The organism is Algoriphagus sp. (genome assembly GCF_024305035.1).
Classification (GTDB): Bacteria; Bacteroidota; Bacteroidia; order Cytophagales; family Cyclobacteriaceae; genus Algoriphagus.
The window spans coordinates 1-17,648 of record NZ_JAMWZB010000050.1 but is presented as its reverse complement, the minus strand read 5'-3'; the positions used below and the strand labels follow the sequence as shown (position 1 = coordinate 17,648).

The following is a 17,648-nucleotide window of genomic DNA, read 5'->3' as shown; positions in this document are numbered from 1 at the left end:
AAAACCTATCTTTAACTATCCTACAAGTTATTGACACAAATTGTCTTTATTTGGCAACGTGCAGTCAAACGGATACACATAAAATAATTTCTCCGTACCATGGATATCAAATTTACCAAATGAAGAATTTCAAATTTTTAAGACAAGTTTGGGTTTCAAAAATACCCCCGCTTTGAAATAGAAATAATCATCAAAAAAGAGAAAAAACCAAAGTAAATATTGAAAGCTAAGATGGCATCCCTAAAAAGAAAACCTCGGTGGCTCATGAGATGATATCGAAACTATTAAAATTTAGGTCAGTGATTAAATCTATTTCGAAGGCACTTCCCACCTGGCTAAAGCTAAATTGATCAGAAATCAGTGAATTTAAGGTGTAGGTAAGATCAATATCGCTTATCATCCACAATTTGCTAGATCCCCTTTAGAGAGAAATGTCCTTTGGATCCATTGATTTCAATTCCAGTATGGTGCGATTGAATCCGCGCGAGGCATTTATAATACAGACACCCCTACGCATATTTCAATTCCAGTATGGTGCGATTGAATCTCTCATCGTAAGCAATTTCCGCTTTCTTCTGAAGCGATTTCAATTCAAGTATGGTGCGATTGAATCCCGTCTATCCTGTTTCAAAAATAGGCCTAAAAACCTTAATTAAGCACTTTATTTTTGAAAAAAATAGATGCCAAGTCGTCGATCTTCAGTAACCTGATTTTAGCTGGGCTTCGACAACCCTCCATTTTGGTGACAGGTTGGATTTTACTGGTGATTTGGTTCTCATTTAATTCAAAAATAGACTCTACTAGTCACCTTCGACAACCAAAATGGCTAAAGAATAGTATCCAGACTGTTTTTCTCTTTTCCCAAAATTTCCTTTTCAAGCCATTTTTCATCCCGTCTTTTAAAAATAATGATACTGTCCTCTTCTTCCTTAATAAATTTTTTGGCCACAGAAAGGAGCTCTTTCAGTTTTACCTTCGTAATCTCCCCTTCAAAAACAGAGTTCTGAATCCAATTGAGATATCGCCTACAGAGCTTTAGCATTTTGGCAACTCTGCGCTCTCCCATATCATACACCAAAATTACATACATTTTACCACCAAATTTTAAAAGGTTGATAGGTCTCTATTTCCAAGAGATGCTTACTCAGTTTGTAGCATTCCAACTTAATCAGATGTTTGTAGGAAACCTGCTTTTTCAACGTCCTATGTGCAATGGTCTCTGCTAGCCGTTCCTCAAATGCCTTGATAAAGGTTCGTTTACCGGATTCCTTAAGAATGAATCGATTTACCTGAAAATCAAAGTCCTTGGATTGTATTTCTTTTTTATTCAGGACCCTAAATATTACACGATCCACCAAAATGGGCTTGAATATTTCGGCTAAATCTAAAGCTAGGGAATATCTCCTGTATCAGGTTCATGTAGAAAGCTAATGGTTGGATTAAGCTGGGTATGGTAGATTTGATCCAGACATTGCGTAAAGCACAACATATTACCAAAGCTGACCAAGGCATTCACCTCATTTAAGGGAGGACGCATACTTCGGCCTTCCATGCATGTTCATTGATGATCGTGTCAAATGCGCTGTAATAGGTTTGACGGATATTTCCCTCTATGCCCATCAATTCCGGGATGGCTACGGTATTGGCAATTTTTCCATTTACTCTTCAATTTTGACTAGTTGAGATTCCAGGTCTTTATTTCGATTGTGGTAGTATCGTAGGTTTTTGATAATATTGAAGGCACTCCCATCGATAAATTTTTTAGCAATCTTGAGACGTTTTTCTACGTCGAGGTAGTGCTTAGTTTGTTGGATCTGCATCTTACCGGCCAACAGGTATTCTTTGGGCTGAAAACTACCTGTGTAATGTTCGTAATAATCAAAAAAATGGATACTGATCCCCGCTTTCCCCAATAAATTGAAAAGCGCAGAATTGGAATCCAGAGAACCGAAACAATACAAGTCCGAGACGCCCTCCACAGGAATAAACTTGGGTATTCCCTCTCTGCCGTTTTCATCCACTGGGATAAATTTCAGTGTATTATCCTTCCGACTCAATCTTCCCGGATTGAAGAGATAGTAGGTTTTTTTCATTTTGTTTTCTGCAAAGACGGAATTCTACCAGTAAGCCTATTTTCTTTACCTTTGGGTAAGAAGGCCGTAGACAGAAGTTGCATTATTGATGATTTTGAGAGTTCCGATTACTGGTTTAAGGTGGCTACTGGCAAAGTAGTGTATTTCCAAATTTTGTTACTTTAAAGGAAGAAAAAACAATCCCAAGTTTTTGAAAACTAGGTCTACCAAATCGCAAAAGCCACCGCATGTTTTGTTTCCTCCAAGTCAAACCAATTCACATCCCATTGATCACGTGCTTTTAGACCAAGCCATTCCTTAGTATCTCTATGATCAGGATGTTTGGGGTTTTCAAGGATTGATTTCAATTCTTCGTATCCCCAAACCCCGCCACAGTCCTCTGGTGGGCATGCACCTTTTCCGTTGATCAAAACAGGCCCAATCTGTGCCTCATTCAATACATCTTCCACAATTATTTGATGGATCCAGTCATCTCCAAAATCATAGATGTAACAAAACTTCTCACCTTTGACCTTGAGATATTGGCTTACCCGCGTGGTTTTCGCATCCACCAATTCTTCCTCGGACCAGTTTTCATCCGCTATGCCAATTTGCGGATTAGACCCGTATCCACCCTTCGAGAACTGAAAGAGGTGATAGTCTTGCCACCCAAATGCAGCCTGAATGACTTGATGAAATTGCTGAAAGGTGAGTTGACCGGGAATCATGAGCCTTCTCCATACCGGTGGCTTGGTGATTCCTTTAATTTGAATTTTTACTTTTAAAACCATAATAGGGACTTAATCTTGAAGTGTTAGGTGGCCGAAGATAACATAATCCTCCAATTCTCCGGAATAGCAAAAATCAAAATAGCTGCACCTAAGGTAAAGAACATTCTCTCATTCAGCATCCTAACAACTAGGAATATTCTTGGGAGTGTGGTTATGAATCCTCCAAAACCTAATCCAATTTTTTTTCTTCCACCTTTAGAAATCCTTATTCAATTATATAAATACATAAAAACAAGTTCGTATTAGCTATTTATTCTTCATCACTTGAATCTGACATTTCTTCAGCTACGCGATCAATATCAGGATTCCATATTTCATCAAACGTCGATTTATCACTTTTCTTTGCCGGCATTCCTACCAATGTTCTCCCTGCTTCTTGTCCTCCAAATGTTGCGCCTCCGCTTTTTGCTCTTGCCACCACAAACAATCCATCTTTGCGATTAAACACCTGCTTAAATGTCATTTTTCCATCCGCAATCTCTTCAAAGAATGAACGTGCCAGTTTATCTATTCCCGGAACCCTTGAATCATGAGGCTCGATGAAATGAGTTAATTGAAGCAAAAGGGATACATTAGCTTTCACATTTTTATCCATATCCTCTGGAAGCTCAACCCCTTCTCTGATTTTATCAATAATAATTTTTGCTAACTCAGCGTCATTTTTAAATTTTTCCAATCCCTTAACTATGTCATCGTAGTTCGATTTGGGCTTTGCTTTTAGTCCGTAATCCTCTTTGTTAATACGTAAATATGGCTGCCCTCCAAATGGTCCCTTATAGAAATCCCCCTTTACAGAGCCAAAGTTGATAACTTTGTTATCAAATCCGTAATTATGTAATTGTTGTCGGCCGAAAATATTTCTTGGTTTAGAAGGCCTAGCCTTTTTTTTTCTATTGCGTAAATAAGCGCGGTGTAAACGATTCACTCCTAAAATCTTCCTTCTTTTTTTGGGTGGTTCATATTCATGTGAATAATCATCTCCAAAAGCTTCTGTGAAAGACCTTTTTTCCCCAGTAAACTGAATGGGTTCAGTAGGATGATTAGCATTTGACTGAAATGCTTTCAACTGAGAAACATGTTGGCTATTATTTGCAGCATATTGCAGCTCTCTTTGAGCTACCGCCTCTGGTCTATTATCAACAAATTGAAATGTGGACTTTCCATGACCTTGATTTGGGTTTGCCGACTTCGCATGGGACTGAATCTTATTTTCTTCTTTTTTGATGAAGTCTACTTTCATGTCTATTTACCAGTTAGATTTTGGCTATCTACGATTTATCTGATGAGAAAGCGGGAAATTCATCCCAATTGTTCAATAGAATAGTCCGATACCCATTATTTTCATTTTGGGTCAAAATGAGAATTGTATTTCCACTATCATTTCCATGTCAATTTTCAATTCGATTTTTACCTTAAACCCTTCTCTAATCGAATGAATACCCCCTTTTACTTCCATTCCAATTTTCTCAAATCCTTTAGAGGCACTTGGGATTATTTTGAATTCGTGCTCACTGCCTGTCTATTATCGATTATCTAAAATCGAATAATTTTTGATCAGCCATTCAATTTTTGCAAAGCCCTCGCCAGCTTCATTTTTCTCATTATCAGTCATTTTCTTAGCTATCTCCTTAATTCTAGTACAAAACAAGGCGGTTTTCAATAATTTTTGTTTCGTTCCGCTGGGTACTCCTGATATTTCAACATAACCACCGTCATAATGAGCATTAGGCCAACAGCGTCCACTCAATAAGTCAAAAATACATCGTTCCATTTTATCAACTTCTTTTTCTCCAATGGCTCCTGGTCGTCTGAATTCAACGTAGCGGGTTGGGGCACCATCTTGGGTAGCGTTTCCCGGCAATAATGAAGCTCTGTTGGAGTGCCAGCCTCCCGTATTGTTATCCTGATATTCAAGGCCATTAAAGTACCACTCGCCCCAAACTGGATACGAATCCCATGCTACCATATTTGGTGGAGCACTCCTGGCAATACTTCGGCCAATGATTGAATTGGACCTTGCAATGATTCCTTTTGCGGCTTTTTCTGCTTCCGACAAAGCATCGAGGTCATTTGCGTAATCTTCGGTATGCTCCTTTTTAGTAGCCCATTGCCTTACAACAACTTCTAATTCTGGATGGCCGTAAGTGTAGGTTTTAATCCAATCCTCGAGTGTTTTTCCTAAAAGAGTAACTCCCTTTATGGTAAATGCTCCTTGAATCACCTTAGAATTCTTTATTTTCCTATTTTCGGAAATAAATAAAGACTTCCCTTGATTCGGTTGCTTTTCAAATTGAAATGCTTTTGCACCCATTTCATCCGCCTCCCTTTCCAATGCCTCATTGTCATTTACATTTTCACCGCCCTTCATCTGTAAAGTAGGCCTCACCCTCCCCTGCTTTTGCTGCACCACATGCCAAGCTTCGTGGGGTAAATGTTTTTCCTGACCGGAAGCTAAATGAATATCCGTACCCTGAGCGAAGGCATGTGCTTGGAGTTGAGCGGGTTTTCCTGAATTGTAATGCACTTTGACATCATCCATGGAATATCCCGAAAGGTTTTCTATTCCCGTTTTGAGTTGATCAGGTAATCCGGTTTCATTGGGCTCTTTCGACAAATCAGATGATTCTACCTTCTCTCCTACTGACTTTTTGAACTGGGAGATACTATCCCCTTCTTCGGTTTTTTGGACCGGGTTAAACAATTGACTATCCAATCCTCCCTGATTTTGATCAGCCAATTGCTGAATATTTTTCTGAATCAAGGTCTCAGGTCGGTTATCCGCAAACTGAAAAGGTGTGCTCGCCTGGGCTTGAGGGTTTGTATTCACTTGGGATTTTGAGGCACCTGTAACCTTCCCCTTTTTCTCGGTATGTGAATGCATAAAATTGGTAGTTGCGTCAAAACCTTATCAGCGAAATTACCCTCCTAAAAGCAAGTTCCCTCAGAAAAAGATTTGACCGTAAAGAATTCAATGATATTCAAAAACTTAACTTAAATAAAACAAAAATCTGAAGATATGAAAGGGACGATCACTCAATCCCATATTTGGTAATGAAAAGAACCCGAAATACGTTCTTTTCCAATCAACCCAGACAACATCAAGTCAATTCAAAAACAGCCTAAAAAAAGAAGAAGAGCGAGAAAATGAACTATTGAACATTCATAGAAGCCGATCTCTGCGGTTGGGTTTCAACTTCCTGATTTACTTATATTTGGAATTAATTCCTCTTATCCTAGTTGGCAAAACTCATTCTCTAATTTCTGCCCACCATTTGGAGGCAATTCCCTACCGAACGTAATCTTTGTGGCTATCTTATTTCGTTTACTTTCCACGATAACTTACTCATCCCATGATATATCGGGAGTAGCCGCCGAGTTTTAAGTTCGTTAAGGAAGATAAGAAAAAAAATAAAAACCTTTAAGGGTTAATTTTTTGGTTAAAAAGTTTTATTTTTAAACTTTAAACGTTTAATTTTGCAAAACAATAAAATCAAGAAAGAAGAGGTAATTAAATTCCTCAGCAGTTTCCGGGAGAAAAGAAGGACGTTTGAAATCATTTTTATCGATCGCCCTAAAAACAAGCAAAGCTTGCTTGACTTGGAAATAAGACCAGTAGATAGAGAAAAATTTATCGATCAACTAACTGTCGAGGATTTTTCAGAAGGACCATTGCCAGAAGATTGGTATGGGAGTAAGGAAATGTGGGTGTTTGGTAAAGGAATCAAAGGACGTGAAGTATATATCAAAATTTGCCTTGGAGCGCCAAACTCTAACCTCATTTGTATTTCCTTTCATATTGCAGCGTACCCCATGAAGTACCCATTCAGACCCTAGTGAAATGAATAGCCCAATTACAGGAAAGCCAATGGCTATCCAAATAGAAGTTCAAACCTTGACTTTTCGAAAGGAAGAGTTTACGGTAAAACAACGATTTTATCTTTGTGAAGATACCGGTGAGAGATTTACAAGCACCGAAATAGACGAATTAAATCTTTCATTGGTTTATAATGCCTATCGTGCAAAGCATCATATCCCATCTCCAGAAGAAATCAAGAATACTCGTGAGAAATACGGTTTATCTGCTGTAAAAATGAGTGAAATTCTTGGATTTGGACCAAATAGCTATGGTCTATATGAAAGAGGTGAAATCCCAAGTTTAGCCAATTCCAAACTTTTGAAATTGGCTTCTGACCCTGAAAGTTTCTGCCAATTGGTCAAAGATTGGGAAGTCGATAATGCAAAGACAAAAGCTAAACTTCTAGAGAAGGTGAAATTGAGAATTGAAGAAGAATCAAAGAAAGACTTTTTTCAATCTTTTGTATTTGGGAATTTTCCAATGAGCCAATTTACAGGATACAGAAAGCCAAGTTTTGAGAGACTAATTGAGATGGTAGTATATTTTGCTCATCACGTTCCTTCCTATAAAACTAAGATGAACAAACTCTTATTTTATGCAGATTTCGTATGTTTTAGGGATCAGGGATTAAGTATGAGTGGAACACAATACAAAGCGATCCCGTATGGACCTGTTCCTAATAAATTCCAGACCTTATTCGAAAATCTCGCGGAAACTGATGTGATCGATATCTTTTACACCCCCTTAGACAAAGGTGGTAGAAAGGAACAATTAAGAGGTAGAGCTGATCGGCCATTTAGGTCAACCCTCTTTTCAGAAGCAGAAATTACGATACTGGAAACAGTAGCAAAGAAATTTAAGGACACCAGTCCAAGTGAAATAGTAGCGATTAGCCACAAAGAACTCGCATGGCTAGAAAATGAAGCCAATAGGTCGTTTATTCCTTATGAATATGCCTTGGATTTGAAGGCTTTGTGATAGTCCAGTATTTTAGCAAACCATAAAAAATACCCAGTAGTGCACTTGGGTATTTCTTTTTGCCAACTTGATCGAATCATTTTCTCTTAGGCGGTTTAAGTGATGGTGTATTCCCGGGAGTATCTTTATTATCCCGTTGTCGTCTGTCGGGTTCTCCTGTGGTTTTTGCAATTCGTTTTGGTCCTGGTTTGAGTCCATTTCTAGTTGTCATCTTCCTTTACGTTTTAGTGAGAGGTTTTTTTTTACAATTAAAATCAAGATAGAAAAAATCAACATGAAATTCGTTACGAAACTAATCCAATTCCGCCAATAACTATCTCAATTTCAAATAGATTGATCAGGATTTCGAAACCACCTTCAGACACCAAATCTTTCGATTGAAGCAAACTTTCCAATGTCGCTTCCCCCGGTAAACTTTAGACCGGGATCTAAATTGGCTCAAAACCTCCAAAAAGCATACAATTAATCTCAATCAACTTTAAAGTTAACCCATGACCAAAAAACTGGCTCGGCAATGATCTTAACTCCATAGTCTCTTGCTTTAAGTGATTTTCCAGATAGTGAATTGGGATCAGCAGTTACCAAATAATCCAATGCTTTGCTTACGCCGCTTTTAATTATCATTCCATGCTCAATAGCTATTTTTTGAGCAAAACTGCGGTCTATCGGGTCTCCGTTTAGCGTCGAATTAAGTGCCCCAGTAAAGCAAACCGTTTTACCTGAAAGTGTGACAAAATCTCTTTCAGGGAGATCTGAAAGTTTCTCTGCTTTCGTTTTGCTTTTTTCCTCTTGAATAATTACGTCCAAGATGTGTTCTTCGATTCCCAGTAGTTCGGAAACAACCTTCAAATCAATATATTCTGCATGTGATAAATCATGATCTACCCAATACACTCTGCAAAGCTTCCGCAGGTAGTCCTCATGAATGGCATTCACCTGATCCCGTGCGAGTCCTTGAGTCAAAATCATATCTTTCAAACTTTCGACCTCAGCATCGGTAAGAAGCCTATCCGCCAAAACCTCATCCAATAAATTCAAGTATTGAAGTTCGGTGACTTCCTTTGACGGATCTGAAGGGAGGCGACTGATAAAATCCCTAAGCTGTGACTTTTTATAATTTGATTTTTCCAATGCCTGACCCCTATTGATAAATATCCCCTTGGGATAAGGCTCAAAATCTAAGAAGCATGGCTCAGCCATAAAGCGTTCCCATTCAAAGTCCGGCTGACTATTAGCTAGAGAAACCATCCTTCCAAACTCTCCAGTAAGGAAATTTTATAGATAAAAGTGAAAAAATCTGGGAACAAGGAAGATTTTTTGATCTGAATCATGAGTTTTGATTTTCCGGCTATTGACCCCACTGAGAGTAGTCAAATTTTGCTGGATACTAGGTGGGATTTGGAATTCCAGCCTACTTTTCATATCAATTTGAAATTGACCTTTTCAACTAACATCTCCGTCTCCATAAAGAGAAAGTGCTCGCATCTACATCTTGTGGGAATTTTAACTACGAGCCAAGTTGATAGATTTATAATTATTTTCTCCTAGTAACACTTTATCTTCAGACCCGAATATAAGTTAGATAGGCGGCAATATTAAACATCTACCCGGCTTCTAACGATTGAAAAAAAGAAATCAGATTCGGTATTGTACAATAGGGATTCCTCTCTGTGACTGCATTTTCCTCTTGCCTTCTATTCATTCTAATAGCACGCTCGGTGGCTGTTGGCAGTTTATCTTTCAACTCAGTAAAGTGATTCAGTTTGGTTTTATGATATTGAGGCCACAACCTTCGATGATGACTAAGTGCATCTTCTCCTCTCTGAAATGCTCTTCCACACTCTTCAAAATGAAGGATAAACCAATGCTCCATACAAAGTGCTGTAAAAGAAAACTTAAATTCTTCCGTCTCAATTAACCGAAAAGCATCTTTTAACTATGGCCAGTTGTCATGGTCAAAGAATATCCAGATGTCATCGTACGGATTCTTTTCTTTTCTGGCTTTTTTCTTCTTTACGATTGCCTCCCTCACGAGATCCAAAGGATTCTGCTGATCCCCCTGAGTTACCTCCACTGATATACTTCTCTGTAGCCTTCTATCCAACTCTGCCCGGAGTGAGGTAGCATACAGCTTTTCCGTCACTCCTTCACATAAAATCAAAATCCTTCTATTCGGTCTCCTTAAGGACATCTTCCTGCATTTTGATCAAAAAATCCACGTCATTAATAATTGGAGTTGCACCTAATTTCCCAGAAGCATACCACTTGTCCAAGGGGTTTTCTGCTCTAATCCCCTTAATGTCAGAACAGGCATATAATTCAGTGGCCCCAAATTCATTTTTCTCCGTAAACCAAATCTGATCCCGTCTAAAAGCCCCATTTGCAAGTTGGGTGATGTCATGCGTTGCAAAGATCAATTGCGCATTCTTAGGATTGGTCAGAGAGTTATGGAAAAGACTGATCAGGTAACTCGTAATGGATGGATGCAAGTTTTTCTCAAACTCATCCACCACCAACACTCTACCGGTCTCCAATGAATCCAAAATCATCCCACCGATCACCAAAAGGCTTTTGGTCCCTGTAGATTCATCATCCACATCAAAAAATTCCTGTCCTACCAGCTTCCCTCCATCGTACAAGGAATGGGAAGTCTTGATGTCATATTTATAATCTTCTTGTATTTTACGCTTGATTTCATCAGGAACATTATCAGGAAATTTAAAACTATTTGAATCTACTTCCTTCGAGGAAACTGACAAAATTCCTGTGTCCAAAGCACAGACCAATGCGTTTAGCTTTCTGGTAAAACCTGAATCCTGCTGTTCTGCCAAGCGCCTGGCATAAAGTCTTGTCAGATTGGATTCATGATCCTCGCTTAAAAACGGGAAGACCATCATACCCTGATCGAAAAATTGATAGGGAATCAATAAGGATTCTACATTGTTTTCCGATGCTTTAGAAATAAACAGCTGATTGGGCAACAAGAGTTTTTCGATTGCTTTTTTAGCACCTTTATAGCCTTCCCCAAACTTGATATCTTTACCTGAACTACGTTGATACAGGACCGACTGTACTCCGTTGGGATAAAAATACATTTCTTCCTTTATCACCTTCTTTTCAAGAAAAGCTAGCTTAAACTCATACTTCAATCTGTCCTGACCATAAAAAACGACGTCAAGCTCCACAGCCGCCTCTCTGGAACCTCTATCCAATAGATGTGGTTCATAAGGGGGTATGGATTGGTCTGGCTTAAATCCTGCTGAATAAACAACCAGATATTCCAAAGCTTTGAATGCTTGGAGCACAGTACTTTTCCCCGATGCATTTGGCCCGTAAAGAACTGCAGTCTTTAACAGCTGGGTTTTAGCAGGTGCTGCGAAATAGTTTGAAGGAAGTCCTTTTAACCCCGTCTTTCTAAAACTGATACCAACCCGATCCTTGATAGAACGGAAATTCTGAACTGAAAAATGAACGATCATAGTTTTACGATTTGAATACAATTCTACGGGAAAAAAGTGTATATGTATATATTTTTAAGTAAAAATTTACGTTTTTTTTGCAAATTTCACTTATAATACCTCATCTTGGCATGTTTAAATCGTTGAAATTTTCTCAGTCTGGGAATAGTCAAATCATCGATCGGACTTGGTGGAATGTGTGTGTGCACTAGAAGCCAGCCCAATGCCAATTCCGAAAATTATCGGAATTCCTCACGCCTTGTCCTGCCCTACTATTCTTACAAGTTTCTAGTTGGACTAATTATAACCCCCTCTCTTTTCTACTACAAACCTCCTATTCTTTAAGTGAAAATGAATAAAAAGTGGTCAAATACTAGGTTTGAAATCCAAAGAATCAATCAAAATACCACCACACTATGTTGAAGAAGAATATTTTAAGAGATGTCTTTGATCCAAAATTCACAATATTTTCCCTCACTAGGATATAAAGAGCAGCTTACAATCTTATGTTGAGGTAACTTTATCCACCTTACAGGAAGTGAAAAACGTATCATTTTAATGCCTAAAAACCAGATCAGGCCAATTACACCTGGCTCCTGAGCTTTGCTGGAAAAGAATAAAGTGAAGCCCATTAAAAATAACCTTGAAAACTATTTTGATGACTGTATTTCAACCTGTTTTCGATGGATAAAATTGTTATCGATATCCTTCTCTTATAGAATATTTTTTTCTTTTAACTAAGGGTAAATCACGGTTCCTGATTAAGTGCAGGAGATTAAATTCACCTGATAATCAATCCCGTTAATGCCGGCGTATCCAGCATCCGATCCAGCTCCTCTTTGATCAATTGATTCACTTCTGACTTGATTCTCCGGTAATTTTCCATTACCTCTTCTTCTCGTAATTTCCGGACGGCAGGGATGGGTTGATAACACTTCTGCTCTTTAGCCAAAGCCTGATGGTCATTTTGGATTTCACAGTGAAATGCCTTCAGATCTATTTTTTGTGTCGAATCATCGGTTACCACTCCGACAAATTGTCCGGAAGAAAGCTGGGAAATCGTCGAAGGGGGAACAGCCAGCTCCAACTGGGTCGAATGGCTAATGGAGGTATCTCCCGAATTGATGGAAAGGCTTCTTCTGGCCTGATTGATCTTTCCGATTCGATCTGAAATCTGCTTGGCTGTATCGCCCAACACCTGGCCTGAAATAATATTGCCTACGGTATTCATGATCACTTCGGCCTGCTCCCTTCCATAATCCTTTTTCAACTGACTGTAATCCTGAACCCCTAGGGTTGTCGCTACCTGATTGGATCGCGCAGTGGCGATTAGTGAATCGATCCCATTGAAGTAGATGGTGGGAAATTCATCAAAAATCAAACTGGATTTCAGGAAATTCTTACGGTTTACCAGTTTGGTGATTCGGGAGATATAAAGGGAAAGGACCGCCCCATAAACCTGTTGCTTTTGGGGATTATTGCCCATGCAAATGACCTTCGGCTCTCTGGGATTATTGAGATCCAGCGTAAATTCACTTTGGGAAAGGATATAGTAAAGTTGAGGGGATGACAATCGGGCCATGGTGATTTTAGCGCTGGTGATTTGTCCTTCCAATTGTTCGGCCGCTCCATGCAAATACGCCGAAACAAAGGGGTTGATCAAGACCTCAATTTCGGGTTCGGTACGGAGCACTGAAAACAATTTGGGATACTCTACCTGCATCAACTCAATGACATGGGGTAGCGTACAAAATTTTCCTCCCCGATATTTTTTTAAAAACCAGATTACTGCAGTTACAAAATTGATCGGAGATTCCACAAAGAAGTCTCCCTGCCTTTTGATCCATTCCCGGTTCAAACCCAACATGATTGTTCGGGAAGATTCCGAAGCATCGGTGATATCAGTCATGGTACTCGGCTCAAGGGGATTGCAGCGATGACTGGTTTGCAGGTCATCAAAATTGATGGTATAAAAGGTAGGTTCAACCGGAAACCTATTTCGATATTTCAACAGATTATTGTAGGCGATTTTGGACAGGTCATCGTATTTGAAATCGTAAACAAACATGGAAAATCCCTTACTGAGGTGTTGGGTGATGAAATGACGAATCACAAAATAAGATTTTCCAGCCCCCGGAGTACCGACCACCAAGGTGGCCCGAAAAGGGTTGATGATGTTCAGCCATCCGTCGAACACCTTTTTTTTTAACCTAAATTTTGTGGGTAAATTGACCGAATACGCATTGTTCAGCAGCCGTTGCTCCTGGGGAAAGGTCTCTTGCAAGTGATTGAACACCTCCGATGAAAACCCATCACGGATCACCCGGGAAAGTTTTGCTCCCATCATCAATACTCCAGCCCAAGCGATCCAAAGAAAACCCAGATAAACTTCCCGGCTCCAATCCCAAAAGACAAACCCATAATCAGCAGCCCAAAAGGCTCCATTCCAAAATAAAAACCATCCGACGATCCGAACCCAGTTGAGGTCGGGATCCTTCTTGCCTTTTGCTCCCAAAAGGGATATCCAGAGTAAAATCAGGACGATCCCCTTGAGGATATATCCCTTTTGAAACACACCCGTTTTTCCCAGTTGAATCAATAAAAAATCAATCCATTGATGGGTCAAGCCCCAAGACTCCAGTATATCGTAGGCCTGCAAATAGCTATAAATCCCCATACAGGCAATCGATCCCAAGCGGGTAAAGTCGAGAATCTTCTTTAGTCCTTCCTGATTTTCTCCCGTATGCATCAGTTGCTGATTTTCTGTTTGCGCTTGGCCTTCTTTTTCTTTCCGTCGCTTCTGATCGAATCCCGCTCGGGCGAGTTTGAAAGGGCAACAGACATATCAGGGATGGGATCAATTCCCAATCCGGTAGCAGCCTGATCAAGTGAATCTGCCCAACTCGTAGTTTCTTTTTGAGACGGGGCCTGAGTAAACGTTTTGGACCTGGACCCAAAACGTTCCAACAAAGAACCCACTCTGAACCCCTTTCCCAAATCAGCGCTTTTGATTCCCACTCGATGAAGATGGTCTACCAGGGTAACCCCATCAACCTGTCCCGTTTTCCTCCGGTTGAAGACCAGAATGATCCCTGACTTTTTTAATTGGGCTTGAAAATCAGATAAACTGATACTCTTTGGAAGAATTTCTGAAATCCTTTCTTCTACTAAACCGGCAAGCTCCTGCTGCTTTTGTAAATCCTGGTAAAATCTACGATTCAAATTTTTGAGCGTAGGCTGAAAATTAAAACGGCTTGCCTTGATCGGCATTCCCTTCCGTTTGCCCTTTTCATCTAAAAGATGATAGACCAATCCACCCCATCGATACTGTTTTGACCCCGGTTCTCCCCGGAAGGCCTGTACCCCAAACCCGGATAAAATAGCATTGTACGCATCAAAAGAGGTGAAGGTATACTTGTCCAACACATGGGATAGGACGGTCTGGATACTGGACTTGGTCGTTTCCTTTCCATAGACCAATTTGCCCAATTCCTGAATACTGGGCCCTATTCGATTTTGATTTTTTGTCACGACCAAACCGAATACTTGCTCGATTTCCTTTCTTGCTTTCTCCGACTGGTTTCTAAGAATAGGATAGGTATCTATCCGCTTTCCTTCCCGATCAATGAGGACTGTCACCAAATGCACATGGGGGTGTCCGGCATCAAGGTGCTGATATATCAGGCAAGGCTGGTTTTCAAACCCTATTTTTTCCAAATAGACCTTACTAATTTCCCCCAAACGCTCCTTGGAAAGTTGTTCTTCCGGAGCAAAGTTTAAAGAAATATGAAGGGCATTGGTTTTGGTCTTTCTATTTAAGGAAATACGTAATTGAAACCTGCGCCTCAACTGAGCGGGTGAGAGCTGCTCCGCACCCTTGGCGAATCCCTGATAAGCAATCAAGATTGCACAAGACTCCTGTCGCTTGGATTCATGATAGTGAATCAACTTAGAAACTGACTTGCTCCAACCTATTCGGACAACCATTTGAGCTGAAGTTTTTCCAACATTTGTTCAAGGTGTTTCATTTCTCCTTGCAGGCTCCTTTGAAAACCCCTTAGCTTTTTAGCCAATAGGAACTTTTGAAGAGAATTGGAATTTCCTTGAAACTCGCTGACTACCACAGTGACCTTATTCTCAACCTTTTTCAACTGGGCTTCCACGGACAATAGCACCTCCATCACATCTGAAAGCCCTCTTTCCTGAACTTGAATCCGGATTTGCCGTCTCATTAAAATGCTCCGGATCAATTCGCTCATGGAAAGACTCGGATCCTGGGAAAGGATTGCTTTCAACTCTTGGTAGTAGGACTCACTTAAATAACTAATCACCCATCGGGGAAACCTGTTCACTTCTTGTTTTCTACTTATTTTTTCCATTTTATGCCCATGGTTGGGATTCCGGTAATTAGACGCTACCCTGCCAAACAAGTACAGAACCGAAAGGGAGTGAGGTAACCCGGACTACTCTTTTTTCTGCCCTCGATCCCTATCCATGGCTCCGATCCACAGGTCCTTTTGCCTCTCAGAATTCGCTATTGGTTTTTATTCCGGGTATTCAGGCCGACAGATTCTGCTCCCTAATTTTCTTAAAAAAGCAGGTGAACTCATTGGAGAACTTCAGTTCTCCAGATTCCATACCCATTGAAAGGCCAATGCTTTCCAATCGTAGAATGGACTCCCTGATTCAGTCTGCCATCCCAAAGCCTGGTAAAAGAAATAAAACACTGCTCCTTCCTGAGAAGGAAAATCAGAAGAAGCAAAAAAGCGATTCACTTCTTCCAACCCGGGTGCTGGAATCATCGGTCTTGAAGTTTCTTTCCTTTCTAGTCTCATATTGTTATTGATTTAGTGAGCCGGTGAACCTCTCAAGAAAAGACCAATATTTTTCACCAGTATTTCAGGACTTGGGTATTTTTTTTCCTAAAAAAATCATTAGAACAATTCCTTCTGACTAGCTGGCATCCCTAAAAAGAATGTCAGGAATCAGGTTAATTCCGAGGATTTTGATTCCACCTCCACTGAATAGGAAGAAACTCAACAGGCTTTTGTTAACTTCTTTTGATCGTATCCTTTCCTCCAGTAAGCGACGGTCAACTTGGAGTAGTTACCCAAAGGCCAATTAAACTGATAACCACCTATTTGATGGAGCTTGAAATTACTTCTAGGAATGAATAGCCGCATCCTTCATCGGAGTTGGGAATTTGGCGCTTTAGACAATCTACGTTCAATTTTAAGGCAGGCAAAAACGCTTGGCCAATCAGATTGGAGAATTTACTATGCAATCTTCGATCCTTTCCCCACTTAAAAGAATAAGCATACAATGGGAAAGAAAATCAGCACTTTCGCTTTGGAACTGGTCCCATTAAGTAAGCTGATCTGAATCAATACTCCTTCCCAGGAGTTGGAAAAGGGCTAGGATTGATTCTCAGCCATTAAGGCCGAAAGGATTTGATCAGCATTTATTGCTTTAGAATGGACTTGGAATACCTAAATATTTTGTGTCTCTACCGAAGGATAATTCTTCCTGAATCCCACTCGGTACCCTTCTGTAAGCTGTTAGACAGAAATAGAGTCAAAAGGAAATTGAATTTACCGATTCTCCAAGTCCAAGTGGAAGAACTTATTACACAATAGCCGTCGAAGGACAAGCTACCCCCTGGAAGTACAAATCCATGAGAATAAATGGAAATTTGGTTGGCCTGTCAAACCCCATCTTTTTCAATTTTGATCCTGATTTTTGAGCTTTCCACTAAAAACTATCTATAATAGGTTAACGTTGCCTTGTCTCAAAGGATAAAAAAGCCTTTGAACTACTGATTACTCTGATTTCCTTTATATCCATTTATCATCCCTAAAGGTAGAATACTCAATTGATGGATGTTGCAAGGGTCAATCAAATAGTGGAACGGATGTGTTCTACAAAACACCCTCTTTATTCACGGATTTTTAGTATACTCAATCTCGGTCCAACTTCACTATGCTTGTTAAAAGAAAATTTTTCTGCATCAATCAATTGAGAATCAAAGCCTTCAATTTTGGCCATAATGCCATCTTTTGCGAAGACAGTGACTAAGTAGAGATAGGTAACTTCTAAGGCATGCTGATGGCATGAAGGAATGAAATTGCGAGAAAATAAATAAACCATCAGAAGTTGACGAAAATCCTTTTATAAAACCCTCCCCCTTATCTGATCTACAAGGCAAATCTTTATGGAATGGAGCCTTGAAAACAAACAGAAATCAACCCACTTTAAAAGATCTTTCCAAGTGGCACGGTTTAACCAAAATGGCTGGAAAAGTAAATCTGAAATATCCACTAATAATCTAATTAAACCTCTTATCAAAAAAATGGAATAAAAGGCTCTCTAAATAACCTTATTACGAAGTTTAATAATTAAACTAAATGAATTTATCGATTAACCAAAACTAATTTTCTGATATGTGTATCCGTTTAACTGCACGTAGCCAAATAAAGACAATTTGTGTCAATAA

At 39.7% G+C, this 17,648-nt stretch carries 13 protein-coding genes, 2 pseudogenes and 1 CRISPR repeat array; of the genes and pseudogenes, 2 read left to right on the top strand and 13 right to left on the bottom strand.

The window, feature by feature from the left end; all coding sequences use genetic code 11:
* Positions 1–449: 449 nt before the first annotated feature.
* Positions 450–614: a CRISPR direct-repeat array (repeat unit 19 nt; unit sequence AGTATGGTGCGATTGAATC).
* Between the two features lie 212 nt (positions 615–826).
* From cas2 to Q0L00_RS18955, 6 genes and pseudogenes are all read right to left on the bottom strand, one after another.
* Complete coding sequence (gene cas2, locus Q0L00_RS18980) at positions 827–1,090, bottom strand: CRISPR-associated endonuclease Cas2 (protein ID WP_297338474.1); 264 nt, start codon at positions 1,088–1,090, stop codon at positions 827–829.
* Position 1,091: 1 nt separating this feature from the next.
* A pseudogene (gene cas1, locus Q0L00_RS18975) lies at positions 1,092–1,620 on the bottom strand (CRISPR-associated endonuclease Cas1).
* A gap of 38 nt (positions 1,621–1,658) precedes the next feature.
* Entirely contained in the window at positions 1,659–2,093 is a 435-nt protein-coding gene (gene cas1 / locus Q0L00_RS18970) for a CRISPR-associated endonuclease Cas1 (RefSeq protein ID WP_297338473.1), read from the bottom strand.
* Positions 2,094–2,296: 203 nt separating this feature from the next.
* Positions 2,297–2,863 (bottom strand): plasmid pRiA4b ORF-3 family protein, encoded by a 567-nt coding sequence (locus Q0L00_RS18965; RefSeq protein WP_297338472.1) that lies wholly within the window; start codon positions 2,861–2,863, stop codon positions 2,297–2,299.
* 250 nt (positions 2,864–3,113) lie between these two features.
* Positions 3,114–4,103, bottom strand: a complete 990-nt coding sequence (locus tag Q0L00_RS18960) for a hypothetical protein (RefSeq protein ID WP_297338471.1) — start codon at positions 4,101–4,103, stop codon at positions 3,114–3,116.
* A 282-nt stretch (positions 4,104–4,385) separates the two neighbouring features.
* Positions 4,386–5,744, bottom strand: coding sequence for a DUF4157 domain-containing protein (locus Q0L00_RS18955; RefSeq protein WP_297338470.1), 1,359 nt, complete (start codon positions 5,742–5,744; stop codon positions 4,386–4,388).
* 593 nt (positions 5,745–6,337) lie between these two features.
* Here Q0L00_RS18955 and Q0L00_RS18950 point away from each other — a divergent pair.
* Complete coding sequence (locus tag Q0L00_RS18950; protein WP_297338469.1) at positions 6,338–6,697, top strand: hypothetical protein; 360 nt, start codon at positions 6,338–6,340, stop codon at positions 6,695–6,697.
* Between the two features lie 4 nt (positions 6,698–6,701).
* Positions 6,702–7,697 (top strand): type II TA system antitoxin MqsA family protein, encoded by a 996-nt coding sequence (locus Q0L00_RS18945; RefSeq protein WP_297338468.1) that lies wholly within the window; start codon positions 6,702–6,704, stop codon positions 7,695–7,697.
* A 468-nt stretch (positions 7,698–8,165) separates the two neighbouring features.
* On the opposite strand, the gene Q0L00_RS18940 is transcribed toward Q0L00_RS18945, so the two are convergent.
* From Q0L00_RS18940 to Q0L00_RS18910, 7 genes and pseudogenes are all read right to left on the bottom strand, one after another.
* Positions 8,166–8,945: a BRCT domain-containing protein gene (locus Q0L00_RS18940; protein WP_297338467.1), complete on the bottom strand. Its 780-nt coding sequence runs from the start codon at positions 8,943–8,945 to the stop codon at positions 8,166–8,168.
* Between the two features lie 355 nt (positions 8,946–9,300).
* Positions 9,301–9,888, bottom strand: a pseudogene (locus Q0L00_RS18935) (RloB family protein).
* Positions 9,866–11,176: an ATP-binding protein gene (locus tag Q0L00_RS18930; RefSeq protein WP_297338466.1), complete on the bottom strand. Its 1,311-nt coding sequence runs from the start codon at positions 11,174–11,176 to the stop codon at positions 9,866–9,868. Before Q0L00_RS18930 ends, Q0L00_RS18935 begins: the two are co-directional and overlap by 23 nt.
* A 760-nt stretch (positions 11,177–11,936) precedes the next feature.
* Positions 11,937–13,904 (bottom strand): conjugal transfer protein MobC, encoded by a 1,968-nt coding sequence (gene mobC, locus Q0L00_RS18925; RefSeq protein ID WP_297338465.1) that lies wholly within the window; start codon positions 13,902–13,904, stop codon positions 11,937–11,939.
* Positions 13,904–15,142, bottom strand: coding sequence for a relaxase/mobilization nuclease domain-containing protein (locus Q0L00_RS18920; protein ID WP_297338464.1), 1,239 nt, complete (start codon positions 15,140–15,142; stop codon positions 13,904–13,906). Before Q0L00_RS18920 ends, mobC begins: the two co-directional genes overlap by 1 nt.
* Positions 15,127–15,534 carry a hypothetical protein gene (locus tag Q0L00_RS18915; RefSeq protein WP_297338463.1) on the bottom strand — a complete coding sequence of 136 codons (408 nt, stop codon included), beginning with the start codon at positions 15,532–15,534 and terminating at the stop codon, positions 15,127–15,129. The genes Q0L00_RS18920 and Q0L00_RS18915 overlap by 16 nt, the downstream gene beginning before the upstream one ends.
* Before the next feature lie 240 nt (positions 15,535–15,774).
* On the bottom strand, positions 15,775–15,990 hold the full coding sequence (locus Q0L00_RS18910; protein WP_297338462.1) for a hypothetical protein: 216 nt from the start codon (positions 15,988–15,990) through the stop codon (positions 15,775–15,777).
* Positions 15,991–17,648: the final 1,658 nt, after the last annotated feature.